The sequence below is a fragment of the Flavobacterium sp. genome, from assembly GCF_043780635.1.
Lineage (GTDB): Bacteria > Bacteroidota > Bacteroidia > Flavobacteriales > Flavobacteriaceae > Flavobacterium.
Window position 1 is genome coordinate 1 of sequence record NZ_JAYWCK010000064.1, and the last position, 19,564, is coordinate 19,564.

At 34.6% G+C, this 19,564-nt stretch carries 21 protein-coding genes; 17 read left to right on the forward strand and 4 right to left on the reverse strand.

What is annotated here, in order from left to right:
- Positions 1-267: 267 nt before the first annotated feature.
- The 7 genes from ACH2BV_RS05640 to ACH2BV_RS05670 all read left to right on the forward strand — a co-directional run bounded on the left by ACH2BV_RS05640 (position 268) and on the right by ACH2BV_RS05670 (position 7,780).
- Positions 268-1,113, forward strand: a complete 846-nt coding sequence (locus ACH2BV_RS05640; RefSeq protein WP_395049750.1) for a hypothetical protein — start codon at positions 268-270, stop codon at positions 1,111-1,113.
- Positions 1,114-1,132: 19 nt separating this feature from the next.
- Positions 1,133-1,624: a hypothetical protein gene (locus ACH2BV_RS05645; protein ID WP_395049751.1), complete on the forward strand. Its 492-nt coding sequence runs from the start codon at positions 1,133-1,135 to the stop codon at positions 1,622-1,624.
- Positions 1,625-2,135: 511 nt separating this feature from the next.
- Positions 2,136-2,933: an energy transducer TonB gene (locus ACH2BV_RS05650; protein WP_395049752.1), complete on the forward strand. Its 798-nt coding sequence runs from the start codon at positions 2,136-2,138 to the stop codon at positions 2,931-2,933.
- A 195-nt stretch (positions 2,934-3,128) separates the two neighbouring features.
- Complete coding sequence (locus tag ACH2BV_RS05655; RefSeq protein ID WP_395049753.1) at positions 3,129-3,755, forward strand: TetR/AcrR family transcriptional regulator; 627 nt, start codon at positions 3,129-3,131, stop codon at positions 3,753-3,755.
- Positions 3,745-5,064: a TolC family protein gene (locus ACH2BV_RS05660; RefSeq protein ID WP_395049754.1), complete on the forward strand. Its 1,320-nt coding sequence runs from the start codon at positions 3,745-3,747 to the stop codon at positions 5,062-5,064. Before ACH2BV_RS05655 ends, ACH2BV_RS05660 begins: the two co-directional genes overlap by 11 nt.
- Before the next feature lie 12 nt (positions 5,065-5,076).
- Positions 5,077-6,156, forward strand: a complete 1,080-nt coding sequence (locus ACH2BV_RS05665) for an HlyD family secretion protein (protein WP_395049755.1) — start codon at positions 5,077-5,079, stop codon at positions 6,154-6,156.
- 52 nt (positions 6,157-6,208) lie between these two features.
- The gene (locus ACH2BV_RS05670) at positions 6,209-7,780 is read left to right on the forward strand and encodes a DHA2 family efflux MFS transporter permease subunit (RefSeq protein ID WP_395049756.1); all 1,572 of its coding nucleotides are present in this window, start codon (positions 6,209-6,211) and stop codon (positions 7,778-7,780) included.
- 48 nt (positions 7,781-7,828) lie between these two features.
- Here the strand turns inward: ACH2BV_RS05670 and yaaA are convergent, their stop codons facing one another.
- Complete coding sequence (gene yaaA, locus ACH2BV_RS05675; protein ID WP_395049757.1) at positions 7,829-8,587, reverse strand: peroxide stress protein YaaA; 759 nt, start codon at positions 8,585-8,587, stop codon at positions 7,829-7,831.
- 122 nt (positions 8,588-8,709) lie between these two features.
- Between yaaA and ACH2BV_RS05680 the strand changes: the two genes are divergently transcribed.
- From ACH2BV_RS05680 to ACH2BV_RS05690, 3 genes are all read left to right on the forward strand, one after another.
- Positions 8,710-9,237 carry a GNAT family N-acetyltransferase gene (locus ACH2BV_RS05680; RefSeq protein ID WP_395049758.1) on the forward strand — a complete coding sequence of 176 codons (528 nt, stop codon included), beginning with the start codon at positions 8,710-8,712 and terminating at the stop codon, positions 9,235-9,237.
- 4 nt (positions 9,238-9,241) lie between these two features.
- Complete coding sequence (locus tag ACH2BV_RS05685; protein WP_395049759.1) at positions 9,242-10,291, forward strand: alkaline phosphatase D family protein; 1,050 nt, start codon at positions 9,242-9,244, stop codon at positions 10,289-10,291.
- A gap of 231 nt (positions 10,292-10,522) precedes the next feature.
- A complete protein-coding gene (locus ACH2BV_RS05690; RefSeq protein WP_395049760.1) occupies positions 10,523-11,470 on the forward strand; it encodes a TIGR01212 family radical SAM protein in 948 nt (315 codons plus the stop codon).
- A 249-nt stretch (positions 11,471-11,719) separates the two neighbouring features.
- Here ACH2BV_RS05690 and ACH2BV_RS05695 read toward each other — a convergent pair whose 3' ends face one another.
- On the reverse strand, positions 11,720-12,817 hold the full coding sequence (locus ACH2BV_RS05695) for a 6-phosphofructokinase (protein ID WP_395049761.1): 1,098 nt from the start codon (positions 12,815-12,817) through the stop codon (positions 11,720-11,722).
- Between the two features lie 356 nt (positions 12,818-13,173).
- Between ACH2BV_RS05695 and ACH2BV_RS05700 the strand changes: the two genes are divergently transcribed.
- Complete coding sequence (locus ACH2BV_RS05700; protein WP_395049762.1) at positions 13,174-13,761, forward strand: hypothetical protein; 588 nt, start codon at positions 13,174-13,176, stop codon at positions 13,759-13,761.
- A gap of 28 nt (positions 13,762-13,789) precedes the next feature.
- Complete coding sequence (locus ACH2BV_RS05705) at positions 13,790-14,239, forward strand: GNAT family N-acetyltransferase (RefSeq protein ID WP_395049763.1); 450 nt, start codon at positions 13,790-13,792, stop codon at positions 14,237-14,239.
- A gap of 115 nt (positions 14,240-14,354) precedes the next feature.
- Here the strand turns inward: ACH2BV_RS05705 and ACH2BV_RS05710 are convergent, their stop codons facing one another.
- Positions 14,355-15,398 carry an RluA family pseudouridine synthase gene (locus ACH2BV_RS05710; RefSeq protein WP_395049764.1) on the reverse strand — a complete coding sequence of 348 codons (1,044 nt, stop codon included), beginning with the start codon at positions 15,396-15,398 and terminating at the stop codon, positions 14,355-14,357.
- Positions 15,388-16,002, reverse strand: a complete 615-nt coding sequence (locus tag ACH2BV_RS05715) for a PASTA domain-containing protein (RefSeq protein ID WP_395049765.1) — start codon at positions 16,000-16,002, stop codon at positions 15,388-15,390. The genes ACH2BV_RS05710 and ACH2BV_RS05715 overlap by 11 nt, the downstream gene beginning before the upstream one ends.
- Positions 16,003-16,227: 225 nt before the next feature.
- On the opposite strand from ACH2BV_RS05715, the gene ACH2BV_RS05720 reads away from it, so the two are divergent.
- The 5 genes from ACH2BV_RS05720 to ACH2BV_RS05740 all read left to right on the forward strand — a co-directional run bounded on the left by ACH2BV_RS05720 (position 16,228) and on the right by ACH2BV_RS05740 (position 19,547).
- Positions 16,228-17,205, forward strand: coding sequence for a D-alanine--D-alanine ligase (locus ACH2BV_RS05720; RefSeq protein ID WP_395049766.1), 978 nt, complete (start codon positions 16,228-16,230; stop codon positions 17,203-17,205).
- A 3-nt stretch (positions 17,206-17,208) separates the two neighbouring features.
- Positions 17,209-17,787 carry a TMEM175 family protein gene (locus tag ACH2BV_RS05725; protein WP_395049767.1) on the forward strand — a complete coding sequence of 193 codons (579 nt, stop codon included), beginning with the start codon at positions 17,209-17,211 and terminating at the stop codon, positions 17,785-17,787.
- A gap of 1 nt (position 17,788) precedes the next feature.
- On the forward strand, positions 17,789-18,247 hold the full coding sequence (gene coaD / locus ACH2BV_RS05730) for a pantetheine-phosphate adenylyltransferase (protein WP_395049768.1): 459 nt from the start codon (positions 17,789-17,791) through the stop codon (positions 18,245-18,247).
- Between the two features lie 73 nt (positions 18,248-18,320).
- Entirely contained in the window at positions 18,321-18,893 is a 573-nt protein-coding gene (locus ACH2BV_RS05735) for a PhnA domain-containing protein (protein ID WP_395049769.1), read from the forward strand.
- Between the two features lie 216 nt (positions 18,894-19,109).
- Positions 19,110-19,547, forward strand: coding sequence for a hypothetical protein (locus ACH2BV_RS05740; RefSeq protein WP_395049770.1), 438 nt, complete (start codon positions 19,110-19,112; stop codon positions 19,545-19,547).
- Positions 19,548-19,564: the final 17 nt, after the last annotated feature.

Sequence of the window (19,564 nt, forward strand, 5' to 3'; positions counted from 1 at the left end):
CAAAACCTAGTTTAGAAAGTTCTATACTATTTACAAAGGCATCTATAAAACGTACTTGATTGTCAGCAGAAATGGCGTCTTCTAAACTAGAAATACGCATCTGATGGCGGGAAATTCCTGTGATGTGTTGCATTCTTAAAAATACGAAAAAACCTGCTTTTGAACAACTATTTTACTATATTTGTTTATGCTAAACGGAAGTTTTTTCACAGTCTGACGTTGGCAGACAGTTTAGGGAAAATGAAATTAAAGATAATATATTTCAGAATGAAAATAAATAAAAAAAACACACATTTTAAAATAAATAATATGAGAAAAATATTTAACCTTTTATTTTTAATAGTTATTCAATTTTGTTTTTCACAAAATTTTGTAGGTAAGCATGTTGATTTATTAATTGGTAAGCAAGTGAGGGTATTACCTATGAAAGATGAACTGAATCAAATGTATGGATATAAAGGTTTTTTTAAAGATGAAAAACTATCAAAAACTTATGATAAATCAAGCCCTTATTCTAAATATAAATCATTAGTTAATAAAAATTTTACAGTAACTAAAGCAATTCCTTATACTGATGAAATACAAGATGAACGTTACAAGCTAGTATTAGAAAACAAAGATATCGGCATATTATACTATGATTATAACCCTACTTATGATCGTGATTTTCTTTTTGAAATAATTGGAGGCATAGTACTTCCAGCAGACTTTTATTGTGAAGAAATAGAAAAAAGTATAGATAAATTTACAAATGCAATACAGTATAAAGCTTCAACTGGAGACTTAGTATCTATATTTAAAATTGAAAAAAATGGATCTAAATCATTTTATTTAAGTATTGGTGTATATGGGGCTACTGTATCTGGGTTAAATGAAAAAGGGGTTATATTACTTCTGAAAAATAATAAAAAAATAGAAAAACCAGATGAAAGGCTTGATACTAAATACGATGGAGACTTAGGTTATTTGTATTCTGCATTTATTAAATTAAACGATTCAGACCTAGAATTATTAAAAAATAATGAATTAACAGATGCTAGACTTTATATTTTTGACAAATCATATTCAGATAATTATAAGTTAATTGAATTTTTAAAATGTTTGACTAAATAATTTAAAAATCAGATTGGTAATGAATAATGAAATAATACAACGTCTATTTGATATTGCAGAAATGAGAGCTACCATAATGCTTGATTTTAAAAGTAAAACATCAAAAGAATTTAATATTCCCATAAAAGACATAGACACAATAATTAGATATTTAGAAGGAAAAGGATATTTAAATATACTAATACCTAATACAAATAGTATTAAATTAACATCTAAAGGACTTGAAATGAAAAATGGCGGTTGGTTTAAGTATTTAGAATCCGATAAAGAAAGCAAATCAAAAAAATCTGAAAAAACAACTAACATTTCTATTAAGGGAAATTATATAGGAGGAGATAATCACGGAATTCAATCGTCGAAAAGTGATTTTATTAATCCTGAGATACATAATGCAAGTAAAACAATAGCAAGTAATCCGCCTAAAAGGTCTTTTCTTGAAATCGCATCTTGGGTATTTGGAATTGTAGTTGCAATTATCGCTATATATGAATTCATATTAAAAAAATTATAATTGTTTCCGACTTAAAAGCGGTGCGGAAGCGAAACCGAAAATTGGAATAAATAAAAAACCGATCTGCCAACAGCCGTTTCTCGCAATTGCGAATTTTGTTGTAAGTTCACGTTTACGTTTCGCAAGAATTTTTATCTTTAACGGAAAATAATCGGTTACGAAGTTCGCAACCTCGCAAAGCCGCGACACGTTGTTAAAAAAAGACATTTATGGCTACTCGCCATTTTTTTTATATAATATCCCCAGAAGAAGTATTCTTTAAAAACGAGACTATTTTTTTTGTCCTAGAATAAGTAGTGAGCCATTTCAGCAACAAAATTAACTTTGATAAATGGAGTTCCATTATCACTGTAAACCTCATTCAAACCCAAAAATAAAGAACCTTACTCTTCTTGTTAAAATAATTACAAAATAAACAACATTTTATATATTATATTACATATTATTTTCGTTCTATGTTAAAACAGCTGCATATGACTCAATAGATACTTAACCCTTAAAACCATTTATTATGTCTAGATTAAGTATTTACGAAACCAGCTGGATTGACCTTGTTTTTGAAAACAGGAACAAAGAATATGGCGCCTACCAGTTGCGCCGCGACAGTTCAAAAACTACCGTAATGGCGTTTTTCTCAGGGATTTTATTGATTTCTGCTTTTGGTGTTGTTTTTACATTATCTAATTTGCTCGAGAAGCCAATAATAACAAATGTCGCGCCAATCATTGACGAACCCATTACTGTTACGCATTATTTTGTGGAGCCAATAAAACCCAAAACACAAGTAAATACAGGTCAAGCTAAAACACCTCAAGAACCTACTGCTTTGTCACCATTAGTTGTTTCTGCAACTCCAGATGTAATTACTGCTATTCCAACCAATAACACAATTGAAAATCATCCTTTAAATCCAGGAACAGCAGGCGGAACTGGAACAGACAATACAACCGGAACCGTTGAAAATCCAACATTGCCAATAGTAGATCCAAATATTATAGTTACTGCGTCTGCGCTGGATAAACTTCCTGAATTCCCGGGTGGAATGCAAAAATTCTATAATTATGTTGGCAATAATTATGAAAAACCAGACATCGACGGTATCAGCACAATGAAACTTTATGTATCCTTCGTGATTGAAAAAGACGGAAGTATGACCAGTATTCAAGTAAAAAGAGATCCTGGATACGGATTAGGTAAAGAAGCTATTCGGGTTTTGAAATCCTTGAGAACGAAATGGACTCCGGGAATGATTAATTCAAAACCTGTGCGAACTGCTTATGATTTACCAATTACTGTGGAAATGAATTAATCCAAACAAAGCTAATTGATTAAACAGTTGCGAGAGAATGTTCTTGCAACTGTTTTTTTTCAAAAAAACTAATTTAAGCAGTATTACAACCCAAAAATTGTCTCTAAACAACCGTTAAAAAAAAGTTAAATAAAATTAAACAAGTGTTTAAATTAAACGCTTGTTTAATTTTGCCTTTTTTAAAACCAAAACGCCTTGAAAACAGATTTAAACGACAAACAAATTCAAATCCTCGAAGTAGCAGAAACGCTATTTGCTGAGAAAGGGTTTGACGGAACTTCGATTCGAGATATTTCAAAAGTAGCGAAGATTAACATCGCTATGGTTTCGTATTATTTTGGTTCCAAGGAACATTTATTGGAAGCCTTGATTTTATATAAAACTTCCGGACTAAAAGAACTATTAGTAAATTTAATAGAAGAAGACCTCGAACCTGTTGAAAAAATAAATAAACTAATTGAGCTATACATCAATCGCATCAATTGTCACAAAGGAATTTACCGCATTCTTCATTTTGAATTAGCATCAAAGAAACGAGTTTTGGATATGCAGTCTTTTTCAGAAATAAAAAAGTCAAACCTAAAATCATTGGAACTTATTATTCAAGAAGGTCAAGCCAAAGGCGTGTTCAGAAAAGATGTCATAATTCCGCTTATATTGCCAACAATTCTTGGGACATACTTCCATTTCTATATGAACAAACCCTTCTTTGAAGAATTATTGGACCTAAAAACCGGAGAAGCATTCAACAATTACATAAAAACCGATTTAAAAAAGCACATTCAACAAACCATAAAAGCCCTTTTGATATATGAAAATTAGTCAATTATTCCTTTTGGGGGTTTACTTTATTGGAATTTCATCCATAGATGCACAAGAAAAAACTAGTTTAACGCTCGACGAAGCCATTCATATGGCGTGGTCGAAAAGTAACGAAGTCAACTTGGCAAATTCAAAAGTAAATTCTTCGAAATACGAATTACAATCGAAAAAGAATACCCAATATCCTGATATGAAGCTTTCGGGCCAATATCAAAATTTTATTAGCCCAACGGTTGACATAAAATTTAAACAAAGTGGAACTCCTTTTCCAGCCGGAAATCAGTTATTAATTGGACAAATCAATGCCAACCTTCCTGTTTTTGCTGGTTTTAAAACGCAGAACAACATCAAGATTTCCGAAAATTTGTACCAAGCCGAAACAGCAACTGCAGCGCAAACTAAAGAAGAAATTGCGATGCGGGTGGTAAATTATTATGCCAGTTTGTACAAGGCCCAAAAAACTTTGGAATTGTTAAAAGACAATCAAAAGCAAGCAGAACAGCGCGTGGTAGATTTTATCGAATTGGAAAAAAATGGAATTATTCCAAGAAACGACTTGTTGAAATCGCAATTACAGCTTTCGAAAATACAATTGTCTATTGACGAAATCAACAACAATTTGAATGTCGTAAACTATTATTTGGTTTCACTTTTGAAACTGTCGCCAGAAACAAAATTAAAAATCAACGAAAGCGATTTTATCAATTTCCAGATGGATAATGTTCCTACGGATGAAAAACCAGCATTGGAAAATCGCAAGGATTTAGAAGCGGTGCGATTTCAAGAAAAAGCTAGGGAAGCTGGAGTAAAAATGGCGCGAAGCTCCTATTATCCGTCCGTTTCACTTCTGGGAGGTTATGCTTCTTTGGGATTGGAAAATGTAATTACAATTCAAAACGCAATGAATTTTGGAGTAGGAGTTTCTTATGATTTGAGTGGTATTTTAAAAAATGGCACTAATGTAAAAATCGCGGAAAGTAAATCGCTTGAAGCTCAGAATTACAAAGAAATCCTTACCGATAATATCAAAGTACAAGTGAAGCAGGCCATTGAAGACTATGACTTGGCATTAAAACAAAATGAGGTTTACCTTGAAGCTGCGGCTCAATCATCGGAAAATTACAGAATCGTAAAAGACAAATACGACAACGGACTTTCGAACACGAATGATTTACTCGAAGCTGATGTGGAACAACTAAGCTCAAAAATCAATAATGCTTTAGCCAGAGCTAACATCATTCAAAAATATTATGAGTTGCTTTCTGTGACTGGACAATTATCACAAACCTTCAACCTTTCAAAAATATAATCGAAATCTCTTATGGAAAAGAAAAAAACAAATAAAAAATTCATTATCATATTTGCCGTATTGATTCTAGTAGGCGGTACTTATGGCGTTTTCAAATACATTCATTCCTTGTCACACGAAGGTACTGATGATGCTCAAATAGAGAAAAATATGAACCCAATCATTCCTAAAGTTTCTGGATATGTAAGCAAAGTTTACATCAAAGACAATGATTTTGTGAAGAAAGGTGATACTTTATTTACCATCGATACTCGCGATTATCAATTAAAAGTGGAAGATGCAAATGCAGCATTGGCAGCAGCCGAAGGTAGTTATGAAGTGGCAAAAGCTGATATTGGTAGCGCAATGGCTAGTATTTCTGTTTCTGATGCGAATGTGCAATCGGCAGGAGGAAATATTGAATCGGCAAAAATAAGGTTGAATCAAGTGACCAATGATTACGACCGATACAACAATTTGTATAAAAATCATACCATTACAAAACAACAATACGAACAAGCTTTGACTGCCAAACAAGAAGCTGAAAATCAGGTTCGTATTTTGCAACAACAACAAAAAGCAAGTTCCTATCAAAAATCTGCGATTGTAGCCAAATCGAATGTTTCGAACAAACAAACCGAAGTGGCTGCGGCCAATATCAAAAGAGCCAAAGCGCAACTGGATGCGGCAAAACTAAACTTAACCTATACCGTTATCACGGCTGTCATCGATGGACAGGTTTCTAAAATTGACATCCAACCGGGACAATTAGTGCAACCGGGACAATCGTTATTCTACATAATTAACAATACAACGGCTTGGGTAATTGCAAATTTCAAGGAAACACAATTGAACAAAATGGTTATTGGACAAAAAGTAACACTAAAAGTGGATGCTTATCCTAATTATGATTTTGAAGGAACGGTTACCTCATTTTCGCCAGCAACCGGTTCTAAATTTTCCTTGTTGCCACCAGATAATGCTACAGGAAACTTTGTGAAAACCATTCAAAGATTGCCTGTAAAAATAAGTTTGAATGCCTCAAACGATGCCGAAAAAATAAAATTATTGCGTCCGGGAATGAATGTGGAAGTTGATGTTCATTTGGATTAATACTGCTATTCACAGGAAAAGACAAAATAATTCATAAAAAACAGCAAAAAAGGTGGAAGACGAATTAGTAGAATATGGTTTCAGAAGGATAATTATTACGGTAACTGCCGTTCTATGTGCCTTGCTTGAAATTGTAGATACCACAATTGTAAACGTGGCTTTAAACAATATGCGAGGAAGCCTTGGCGCCACACTGACGGATATTGCTTGGGTAATTACTGCTTATGCTATTGCCAACGTAATCGTAATTCCAATGACGAGTTGGCTTTCACAGCAATTTGGAAGGCGAAATTATTTTGCTGCCTCCATCATTATTTTTACGGTAGCTTCTTTTTTATGTGGAAATGCCGATAATATCTGGGAACTCGTCGCCTTCCGATTTATTCAGGGACTTGGCGGTGGAGCATTGTTGGTGACTGCACAAACCATTATTACCGAAAGTTATCCTGTTGCCAAAAGAGGAATGGCGCAAGCCATTTATGGTATGGGCGTAATTGTGGGACCTACATTGGGTCCGCCTTTGGGAGGTTATATTGTGGATCATTTTTCTTGGCCTTATATTTTTTACATCAACATTCCTATTGGGATTATTGCTACAATATTGACGTTGATGTTTGTTAAAAGTCCAAAATATGGCGACAAACTCAAAGCCAACCAAGTCGATTGGTGGGGAATTTTCTATCTGGCGTCTTTTATCGGTTCCTTGCAATTCGTCTTGGAACACGGACAACAAGACGACTGGTTTAATGACAACTTGATTCTTAGCTTAAGTGTTGTTTCTCTATTTGGATTACTTCTTTTTATTAAAAGAGAACTAACCTATAAACACCCAATTGTCAACTTAAAAGTATTAAAAAACACAAATTTAAGAGTGGGAACCATTATGAGTTTCATTATGGGATTTGGATTGTATGGATCTACTTTCATAGTTCCTATTTATACGCAATCAGTTTTAGGATGGAGTGCTACTGATGCAGGTTTATTATTGATTCCGAGTTCTATAACTACTGGAATTATGATGCCTTTTATTGGTAAAATGATACAACGAGGCGTACCTCAGGCTTATATGGTAGCCGTAGGATTTATGATATTTTTCTTTTTTACGTTTTGGATGCATAACATCATTACCCCTGACACCAGTGCCGAGGAAATGTTTTGGCCATTAATATTAAGAGGTGTTGGATTAGGATTATTATTTGTACCCATCACGACACTATCTTTATCGACACTCAAGGGAAAACATATTGGCGAAGGAGCCGCTTTTACAGGTATGATGAGACAATTAGGAGGTTCCTTTGGAATTGCCATTATCACGACTTTTATTGCAATATTCAATCAACAACATAGGGTAAATTTGATTTCACATCTAGACCAAACCTCTTTTCAAGTGCAACAAACGGTACAAAAACTGCAACAAGGATTTATGGCAAAAGGATTTACTTTCAATGAAGCTTTATCAAAAGCCTATAAAGCCATTGAGTTCAAAGTTATGGTTCAAAGTTCCGTATTGACATATATGGATATTTTTATGTATTTAGGAATCCTGTTTTTGCTTTGCATTCCTTTTATTTTGATGATCAAAAAAGGAAAAAATAAAATTGATATGGCTGAAGCTATGCATTAAATCAGGTGGCAGCTTGCAGAAGGCGGATAGCAAACTGTTACCAGAAAACTATCTCGTAAAGACAAGCTGATTCCCTTTTGATAAATTAGCATCAAATTGATAACCTTCATAGTTGAAACCTTTCAAATCTTCGACGGTATTTGCATTAGTATCAATGATGTAACGAACCATCAATCCCCTAGCCTTCTTAGCAAAAAAACTGATTATTTTTAGTTTTCCGTTTTTATAATCCTTGAATTCTGGAGTAATTATTGGAACTTTTAAAGCTTTTACATCAACTGCCGAGAAATATTCGTTGCTTGCTAAATTGATGAAAAGTTCTCCCTTATGAAGTTCTTTGTTTAATGCTTTTGTGACTATTGGTTTCCAAAATTCGTAAAGATTTTTGCTTTCGCCAATGGGTAACTTAGTTCCCATTTCCAATCGGTAAGCCTGCATTAAATCCAAAGGTTTCAAGAGTCCATATAAACCCGATAAAATCCGCAAACTGTCTTGTAAAACTTCTAGTTTTTCGGTTGGAATCGAATACGCATCCAATCCTGTGTAGACATCCCCATCGAAGGCAAAAATTGCTGGACGAGCATTTTCAGGAGTGAAAGGAGTTTTCCAATCTTGATTTCGTTTCCAATTCAATTCGGCCAATTTATCCGAAATGTCCATTAATTCCGAAAGTGTTGCGGGAGATTTTTGCTTCAAAACTTTATGGACTTGGCGTGCTTCTTTTAGAAACAGTGCTTCCGAATGTTCTTTGGTAGGCAAAAGCTTTTCAAAGTTCAAGGATTTGGCTGGTGATATGACAATTTTCATAGTTTAGGATTCTCTTGATTCAAAGTTTCAAAAGTACAAATTGAAAAACCGAAAATGAAAATTCTCCCTCATTTTATTTATGTATTTTTGAATGAAATACAAATAGAACTTTCAATATTATTATGAGCCCAATTATAATTAGAAAAGCAACAATTTCCGACCTTGAATCCATCCAAGAAATCAGCAAGCAAACTTTCGTCGAAACTTTTGCGGATGTAAACACGCCCAAAAATATGGAGAATTATGTCCGGGAAAATTTCAATTCTGAACAAGTGGCTTCAGAAATAAATAATCCTGAATCAGCATTTTATCTTGCCACTTTGGACAAGAAAACCATTGGATACTTAAAACTTAATTTTGGGAAGACCCAAACCGAAATATTCAACAACCAAGCAATAGAAATCCATAGAATCTATGTTGTAAAAGCATTTCTAGGAAAAAAAATAGGGCAATTATTACTTGACGAAGCTGTAAAAACTGCACACCAAAGTGGAGTTGACTACCTTTGGTTAGGCGTTTGGGAAGAAAACCACCGAGCACTTCAATTTTATTCAAAAAATGGTTTTGTCGAATTTGACAAACATATTTTTACTTTGGGCAATGATATCCAAACTGACTTGCTGATGCGACTCGAAATAAATAAAAAATAGAAAAATGAACAAAAAAAGACATTTGGCTTTAATCGTTATATTGATGATTTCCATATCCTGTTTTTCACAAAAGAACATTTCAAAAATTGCTTTCGGTTCTTGCGCACACGAAAATCATCCTTTACCAATATTTGATTTTGTAGTAAAACACAAGCCGGATTTATTCATTTTTCTTGGAGACAACATTTATGGAGACACCAAAAGTATGGATACGCTTCAAATGAAATACAACATATTGGCAGCAAAACCCTCTTTCCAAAATTTGAAGAAAAATGTACCTATTATTGCCACTTGGGACGATCACGATTATGGTTTGAATGATATTGGAAGACATTATCCTTTCAAAACAGAATCAAAAGAAATATTCTTAAAATTCTTTAATGAACCCAAAGATTCCGAAAGAAGAAAGCACGAAGGCATTTACACTTCGTACATGTATGAAACCAATGGAAAGAAACTGCAAATAATCTTACTTGATAACCGCACATTTAGAGATGATTATAGAAAATATCAAGGGGAAGTTGCCAATGATAAAAGGTATTTTTATGAATTGGATTATGCACCTCAACAAGAACCTGACTCCACTTATTTAGGCACAAAACAATGGAAATGGCTGGAAGAAGAATTAAAGAAACCTGCTGACTTACGGCTGATTGGTTCTGGCTCACAGTTTGCCATTGAATACAATGGCTATGAAGGCTGGCCAAACTTCCCTTTAGAGAAACACAGATTTCTGGATTTAATCAAAAAGACAAAAGCAAACGGAGTTTTGTTCCTAACCGGCGACGTTCATTATGCCGAAATTTCAAAACTTACTGCGCCTGATTTGTATCCCATTTATGATGTTACTGCTAGCGGACTTTCCTCCACTTGGTTATTTGCCACTCCTAACAAAAATCGCATTGAAGGCCCAATTATGGACAATCATTTTGGAATGCTAACCATAGACTGGAAAAAGAAAATTCCCCAAATAAAAATGGAAATCTGGGACATCAACAATAATCAAAGAATAGAATACACTATTGCTTTGGACGAAATTAGTTTCAAAAAGTAAGAAATTTTAGTTTTTACCAGAGCAAACACTTTTAAAAATTTTCGCCACGAATTTCACTAATTTCACTAATTTTTTTAAAAATTAAAATAGAAATTCGTGCTATATTCGTGAAATTCGTGGCTGTTTTCTTTTTTCCTTTTTAATAATGACACTTAATTTTAAACGCGTTTCACTGAGTTTTTTTTACAAATTTCAACTGTAATAGCAAATCGAATTTCGTATTTTTGAAGAATGAGCACAACACCCGATTTAGAAGTTAAAGGATACAATAATTACGGAGCGCACTTGCGCAAAAAATACAACGGACAGCGTGTTTATAAAGTAATTGTTGATGGTGGTTTTTCCTGCCCCAACCGAGACGGAAGTAAAGGCTACGGCGGTTGCACCTATTGCAATGTCGATTCGTACACGCCAGAAATTTCCAGAACTTCAATCACGATGCAAGCGCAGTTAAAGGATGGAATGGTACGAGCTAAAACCTATTACAAAGCCGATAAATACATTGTTTATTTTCAGCCAAATACTAATACGTATGCGCCAGTTCACTATTTAAAAACGATGTACGACGAGGCATTATCCATAAATACCGAGGATGTTGTTGGTTTTTCTGTAGGCACTCGCCCTGATTGCATTGATGCTGAAAAAGTAGCCTTGCTAGAAAGCTATTGTGATCGATTTGACGTGGATTTAGAAATGGGAATGGAATCAATTTATGACGAAACCTTAGACCAAATTAATCGAGGTTGCAGTCACGCCGAATTTGTTGCCGCAGTAGAATTATTAAAAGACAGCAAGCTTGATTTGTGTGTCCATACCATTTTTGGCTTCCCTTGGGAAACACGAGAAATGATGTTGAATTACATTCACGAAATCAACCGTTTTCCACAAATAAAATTTGTCAAATTCCATCATTTACACATTGTCGAAGGCTCAATTATGGGAGCAAAATACAAGAAAAATCCCTTTAAACTTTTCAGTTTAGAAGAATACACCGATTTGCTTTGTGAAATACTTCCGCTCTTGCGTCCTGATATCGTTATTCAACGTTTGTTTGGAATTTCGGATTGGGATTTGCTCATTGCGCCCAATTGGGGCTTGAATAAATCGAATATTCAAACCTATATGGAGAAAGAAATTGAACGCAGGAAAATTGTGCAGGGTTCACTCTATAGTGCTTGATTTTGAATCTAATTCTACACAAAAAATCAGCCACGAATTACACGAATTGACACAAATTTGGATGGTATATATTCCACGAATCTATCTAATGCAGATAAAATTCGTGACTGGAGTGAAGCGAACAGGCGAAGCAAATTTTATTTTTAGAATCACTAAAATTAGTGAAAATTAGTGTAATTCGTGGCAAAAAAAATAATTGGTGCGTTTGCCCTGGAAACCATGGAAGAAAGACTATTTTAGTTTGATAAATTAATCACCAAAATTTATTCCAACACCTTTAGCAGTTGTCACCAAATCGCAATTTGGATCAACATATTTAGGATTGTCAATAGCATCTTTAAAAGGTACCGAAATAATATCCGGATGTCTATAAGCAGCCATTTCGCCAAATTTTCCTTCCAGAACCATTTCAAATGCTTTTACGCCAAATTGGGTAGCCAATATTCTGTCATAAGCTGTTGGGATTCCGCCTCTTTGTAAATGTCCCAATACTGTTTCGCGCATATCTGCCTCAAAACCTATTGATTTTAAATCATTCACTAATTTATGGGCTACGCCTCCTAAACGAAGATTTTCATATCCAATTTCACTACTTTTTTCTGATAATAAGGTTCCTCCTTTGGGTATTGCTCCTTCCGCTATTACAACAATGGCATTTCCTTTTCCTCTACTGTTGTATCGACTTTGTAATTTTTTCGCAACAACCTCAATGTCATAAGGAATTTCAGGAATTAAACATACTTCAGCTCCACCTGCAATAGCTGCGTTTAAAGCAATCCAACCCGCATTTCTTCCCATTACTTCTAGAACTAAAACACGATTGTGACTAGCGGCCGTTGTGACTAATTTATCAACAGCTTCAGAAGCTGTTTGAACCGCTGTTTGAAATCCGAATGTAAAATCGGTTGCAGATAAATCGTTATCTATGGTTTTTGGAACTCCAATAATATTCAATCCTTTTTCAAAAAGTTGCTGAGAAATTTTCTGAGATCCATCTCCGCCTATACTTATAACGGCATCCACTCCCATATACTGCAATTTACGTATCATTTCATCAGAACGGTCAACAGCACTCCAGGTTCCATCTTGGTTTTTTATTGGCCACGCAAATGGTCCACCTTTGTTGGTTGTGCCAATGATAGTTCCGCCATCTACGTGAATACCTGAAACTGCTTTTTCGTCTAATATCATTATTTCGGTTGGTTCCCGTAAAATACCATCAAATGATTGAATACTTCCAATGACTTCCCAATCTTTCTCTTGCGATGCTCTTTTTACAATAGCTCTAATTACAGCATTTAAACCAGGACAATCTCCACCTCCTGTAGCAACTAATACTCTTTTCATTTATATTTTTATTGAAATTTATTTTTATAGGTAAACTTAATGCGACAGTAAATATAATAAAAAATAAAGTGCTTCTAGGTGCATTAATATCCAAAAAACAAGATTATGTGTATGAAATTTACATTTACTTTTACGAAATCGATTGAAATTTTAAGAACAGGTATTATTGTTGTCTATAAATCAAGAATTAAATAGCCAACAGTAGGAATGAAATTAGTTTTAAAGTATTCTTTCTCTGTTTGTGTATCTAACTGATTTTAATTACATTTGATAGTACAAATTGGATTGTAAACGACCAAATCCATAGTATCAGAGCATAATAAAATTGACTTGTCACAGTTATAAATTGATATAAAATGCTATTAATAGAAGACTTATCAAATGGGCTTAAATTATTAGATCCTTTTTTGAAGGAATATGGCTTTGAGTTTGATAAATATAACTTTGGTGACAATTCAGATAGCCATTTTAGTTTAGCCTCTTACAAAAATAAGAATAAAAAATTTATTGTTGATTATCGCTTTTCTACAAGTCAAATCCTTTACCAATATGGCAATTGCATAGTTAACCATCCTTTTTATCTTGACCATCTTGGATTTACTGACAAAAAAAAACACAATGGATTTCTGCCAAACCAAAAAATCGAAGCATTTAATCATATTTTACAGGATTTCGAATACCTTCTTGATGACTTTTTTAAAGGAGAATGTGATAAGCTACAAGAAATTTCTGAACTTCAGGAAAATATTATTACTGAAGTGGACAGAAAAATCAGGTTAGAAAATAGCATCAGATTGGACAACATTAGAATTGAAAAAGCCAGAAGAGAATTCAGAAATAAAGACCACTTTAAATGTTTAGATATTTACAGGTTTGTTGACAACAAATACTTGCTTGTTGAACTTGACTTTAAAATAATGGCATACTGCAACCGACACATTTGACGAACTAAAAAGCAACACCCCCCCCATCATGATTATTACCAAAAGAACAACTTCTGATGATACAAATTTTCAGGAATTGGTAAAACTGTTAGATATTGAACTACAGGAACGTGACGGCGATGAACATTCATTTTATGCCGCTTTAAATAAAACCAACACTCTAAATTATGTTATTGTGGCTTACGACCAAGACAAACCCATTGGTTGTGGAGCGCTGAGAACCTATTCAAAAGACACAATGGAAGTCAAACGAATGTTTGTTCCACTACAAAAACGCGGGCAAGGAATTGCATCTAAAATTCTAAAAGCATTAGAAATTTGGTGCCAAGAACTTGGAATTAAAAAATGTGTTTTAGAAACAGGCAAAAACCAACCCGAAGCCATCGCCCTTTATAAAAAGAATCACTACAACACCATTCCAAATTTTGGCAAGTATGAAGGGGTTGAAAATAGCGTATGCTTTGAAAAGGAATTGTAACTTTAAATAGTAACCCACAAAAAAAGCCTCAATTGAAGCTTTTTATTTTATTTCTCATTAAAAAATCCGTTTTTATCCGTCAAAATCCGCGTCATCCGTGGACCAATCTCAACAACTATTCCTCTTCCTCAACCATATGTGATTTCGAATACCCTCTCCATTTCTCAATACAATCCTGAAAATCCTGTGGCAATTCAGTGTCAAAACGCATCATCTCTCCTGTGGTAGGATGCACAAAACCAAGTGTTTTGGCGTGCAAAGCTTGTCTTGGCAAAGCTTTGAAACAGTTATCTATAAATTGTTTGTATTTGGTAAACGTGGTTCCTTTCAAAATCAAATGACCGCCATAACGCTCATCATTAAAAATAGGATGACCTATGTGTTTCATATGAACCCGAATCTGGTGTGTTCTTCCCGTTTCAAGAATACAAGAAACCAAAGTCACATAACCAAAACGTTCCAAAACTTTATAATGTGTCACTGCAGGTTTCCCAATTTCGGGATCTGCAAAAACCGACATTTGCATGCGGTCTTTTACGTGACGGGCAATGTTGCCTTCAATCGTTCCTTCATCGGCAACCACATTTCCCCAAACTAGCGCAATATATTCTCTTTCGGAAGTTTTCGCTTCAAATTGCTTGGCAAGATGCGTCATCGCAGCTTCAGTTTTGGCAATGACAAGAAGTCCCGAGGTGTCTTTATCAATTCGGTGAACCAGTCCTGGACGCTCACTGCTGTTCATTGGCAAATTCTCAAAATGAAACGCCAAAGCATTCACTAAAGTTCCCGTATAATTACCGTGACCGGGATGAACCACAAAATTAGGTGGTTTGTTTACCAGCAAAAGTGCGTCGTCCTCATAAACAATGTCAAGCGGAATATCTTCAGGGTCTACCCTATTTTCAAACGGCGGATGCGACAACATAATGCGCACCACGTCAAAGGGTTTTACTTTGTAATTCGATTTTACGGGAAGATCATTCACATAAATATCGCCGGCAGTTGCCGCATTCTGAATTTTATTTCGCGTCGCATTCGGAATCATATTCATCAAGTATTTGTCGATTCTCAGGAGCAATTGCCCTTTGGGAATGTCAAATCTATAATGTTCGTATAATTCGTCCTCTAAATCTTCTGTAGTGTCAATATTATTGTGCATTGGTAGGTATTACTTCTGTTGGTGTGGCTGTAGTGTCCACTTCTTCTACATAACTTTCTTTGCCGTCGCCCAGCACCAAATCAATTTTGGAAGCCTTCAAAACTCGGTCGCCCACTTTCAGGTTTCTTCCTTTGAAACGCATCTCCAAAACCATATCCTTTCCAAGATTCGGAATATAAGTAATAGTTCCTTCCTCAAGTCCCAATGATTTTAATGTTGGCACAGCTTCACGATAGGTTTTATCAATCAAATCAGGAATTCGCACAGACGAAAAGCCCGAAGCATTAATCTTGATATATACTTTTCTGCCTTCTTTTACTTTGGCTCCAGGCAAAGGATCTTGCTCCACCACAGAATACTTAGGAAAATCACTATTGTAATCCACGCTATCCAAAAGCACATAATCTAAATCCAACTCGTCTAGTTTGTCTTCCACTTGTTGCTCGGTCAACTTGGCTAAATTCGGCACCGTGATTTCGTGACCGTGATCTGTGGTGAAAGTCAACCAATGCATAAACAAATAACTCAAAACGGCAAGTAGGACAAGAGCAGCTAATGCTTGTACAAAAAATACGCGACTGCTAAGATATTTTCGTAAACTCATAAATTTATTTTTATAAGTGACAAAGATAAAGCTATTTCGTTCGAAAAAAAATTCTAATTTTGTTTAATAGTTTTTAGGAGCTTTTTCCTGCTGTACGCTGTATCCACGCTAAAAAGCGTGGGATGCCGCTTCCATCAGGGCTAGAAACATCCTACTAACAATAACATTTTATTTACCCAAAACCCAGTCCCGATAGCTATCGGGACTAACCCGATACCTAAAAATATGAAAAACATTGCCATCATAATGGGCGGATATTCAAGCGAATATAAAATTTCCTTAATCAGCGGAAACGTTGTCTTTCAATATCTTGACAAAACAAAATTTAACGGATTTCGAATCCATATTTTCAAAGAAAAATGGGTTTATGTCGATGACAAAGATGCTGAATTTCCAATAGACAAAAATGATTTTTCAACTACAGTAAACGGAACTAAAATCACTTTCGACTGTGTTTTCAATGCCATTCACGGAACTCCGGGCGAAGATGGTTTGATGCAAGCCTATTTTGAATTAATTGGAATGCCGCAAACTTCCTGCGATTATTATCAATCAGCATTGACGTTTAACAAACGCGATTTGCTTTCGGTTTTGAAACCTTACGGAATCAAAACCGCCACTTCTTATTATTTGAACAAAGGAGATCACATAGATACTGCCGAAATCGTAAAAACTGTTGGTTTACCTTGTTTTGTAAAACCAAATAAATCAGGTTCCAGTTTTGGAATTTCCAAAGTAAAAACGGCAAACGAGTTGCCAATTGCCATCGAAATCGCATACAAAGAGGACAACGAAATCATCATCGAAAGTTTCCTTGACGGAACCGAAGTTTCTGTTGGAGTCATCAATTATCAAGGTAAAGTAATTGTTTTGCCCATCACCGAAATTGTTTCAGAAAATGATTTCTTCGATTATGAAGCCAAATACCAAGGAAAATCAAAGGAAATTACGCCAGCCAGAATCTCAGACGAAATGACAAAAAGAGTAAGCGAAGTGGCTAAACGCGCTTATGAAGTTTTGAAAATGAAAGGTTTTTCCAGAAGCGAATTTATATTTGTGGACGGAGAACCTTATATGCTTGAAATGAACACCATTCCAGGCCTCACCACCGAAAGTTTGATTCCACAACAAGCCAAAGCAGCTGGAATTTCATTAGAAGATTTGTTCAGCAACGCCATAGAATTAGCATTACCTAATACATAAAATATGAATAAAAGCAGACTCGAAGCCTTTAGCGATGGCGTATTAGCTATCATTATCACCATAATGATTTTGGAAATAAAAGTTCCAAACGACAATAGTTTTGAATCTTTAAAACCATTAATTCCTGTTGTTTTGAGTTATGTTTTGAGTTTTGCTTATGTGGGCATCTATTGGAATAATCATCATCATATGTTCCAAGTTGTAAAAAAAGTTAACGGTTCGATTTTATGGGGTAATCTTTTTTTGCTTTTTTGGTTGTCCTTGATTCCTTTTGGCACAAGCTGGATTGGTTCTCAGGATTTTGCAGCAGTTCCAATGAGCGTTTATGGTATTATCTTATTGATGTGTGCTATTTCCTATACGATTCTTCAAAATAAAATTATAAAACTAGAAGGCAAGGATTCAATTTTATACAAAGCTGTTGAAAAAGATAAAAAAGGTAAAATATCGCTAGCTTGTTATATTTCAGCCGTTCCATTGGCATTTGTTTCACCTTGGATTTCTGGATTACTATACACCACAGTTGCCCTAATTTGGATTATTCCGGACAGGAGAATTGAAAAACAAATAAATAATAATTAAAATGAGAAAAGCTATATTTCCGGGATCATTTGATCCAATTACTTTAGGTCACGAAGATATTATCAGAAGAGGAATTCCACTATTTGACGAAATTGTTATTGCCATTGGCGTCAATGCAGAGAAAAAATATATGTTTTCGCTAGAAGAAAGAAGACGTTTTATTGAAGAAACTTTTAAAAATGAACCAAAGGTTTCTATCATTGTTTATGAAGGATTAACGATTGATTTGTGTCATAAAATTAAAGCCAATTTTATCCTGCGTGGACTTCGAAATCCAGCAGATTTTGAGTTCGAAAAAGCAATTGCTCATACCAACAGACGATTATCAAAAATAGAAACCGTGTTTTTATTAACAGCCGCAAAAACGTCTTTTATTAGTTCAAGTATAGTCAGAGACGTGCTTCGAAATGGCGGTGAATATGAATTGCTAGTTCCTGATTCCGTACGTGTAAAAAAATAGTATTTAGTATAAATTAGCTAAAAGGCATTTTTTAGCCCTATTTTTGCAAAAAATAAAAATAGACAACAACACAATGGAAAGAACATTAAATAAACGTAGCGGATCTCAATGTGAACTTTGCGGAGCAACCGAAAACTCAAAAGTTTATCAAGTTTTACCAACAAAAAAAGGGGGAGCCGACGAAAGTATTTTGGCTTGCAGTACTTGCATTGACCAAATTGAAAATCCAGACAATGTAGATTTAAACCATTGGAGATGTTTAAATGATAGTATGTGGAGTGAACACACAGCTGTTCAAGTTGTCGCTTGGAGAATGTTGAGCAGAATGCGTGCAGCAGTTTGGCCAAAAGAATTGCTGGATATGATGTACTTAGATGAAGATACTTTAGCTTGGGCGCAAGCCACTGGCGAAGGCGAAGAAGACGAAAACAAAGTGATTCACCGCGACAGCAACGGTGTCATTCTAGCCACAGGAGATTCCGTAGTTCTAATCAAAGACTTGAAAGTAAAAGGTTCTAGTATGGTGGCAAAACAAGGAACTGCTGTTCGTAACATTAGACTAGACCACGAAAACGCTGAATATATTGAAGGTAGAGTTGATGGTCAAACCATCGTAATTATTACACAATACGTGAAGAAAGTATAAATTGGCTATCGCCAAAATAAAAAAACTTCCTGAGAAATCAATATGTTAGTACTAAAAACATTCAAAATATTAAATCTCCTTTTGACGATTTATAAAAAATAATACTCAACTATAGTTGAATATATACAGCTAAAAAAGACAGATATACTTTGTTTTTGGCTTAGAAACTGAGTATATATAAGTTATGTGCAAGCTTAAAAAAACTACCTTAGAATTATGACAGAAGTTGTAGATGATAATATTTTTGGATTTTATGCAAATTTTCAAATAGGAGAACTTGAAAAAGAAATTGTAAAAACATATCTCTGGGGAAACGAAGGTCTGCATCAACAACTAAAATCGATGAAATGGCAAACATACGGTCAAGATTTTCATCTTATCTTATTTGAATTTTATGTAAGGCCTATTCCCTATTTACGCGAAGCTTTAAAAGAAATGGGGAGTTACAGGCGCAAAGAGAAATCTATAGGAATTCCTATAATAATTGACCAAGAGAATTTTTTTAACCTTAATGAAATTGAAAGATTCAATTTTTTTCACTCAACAATCTTAAAAAGGTTTGAAATGCTCAAAGAAAAGGTGAAAAGAAATAAACTTGATTTGAATATTGAAAAACTAATAATTGATACTGGTGAATTAATGCTAAGAAAATAAAGCCAGCACATAACAGC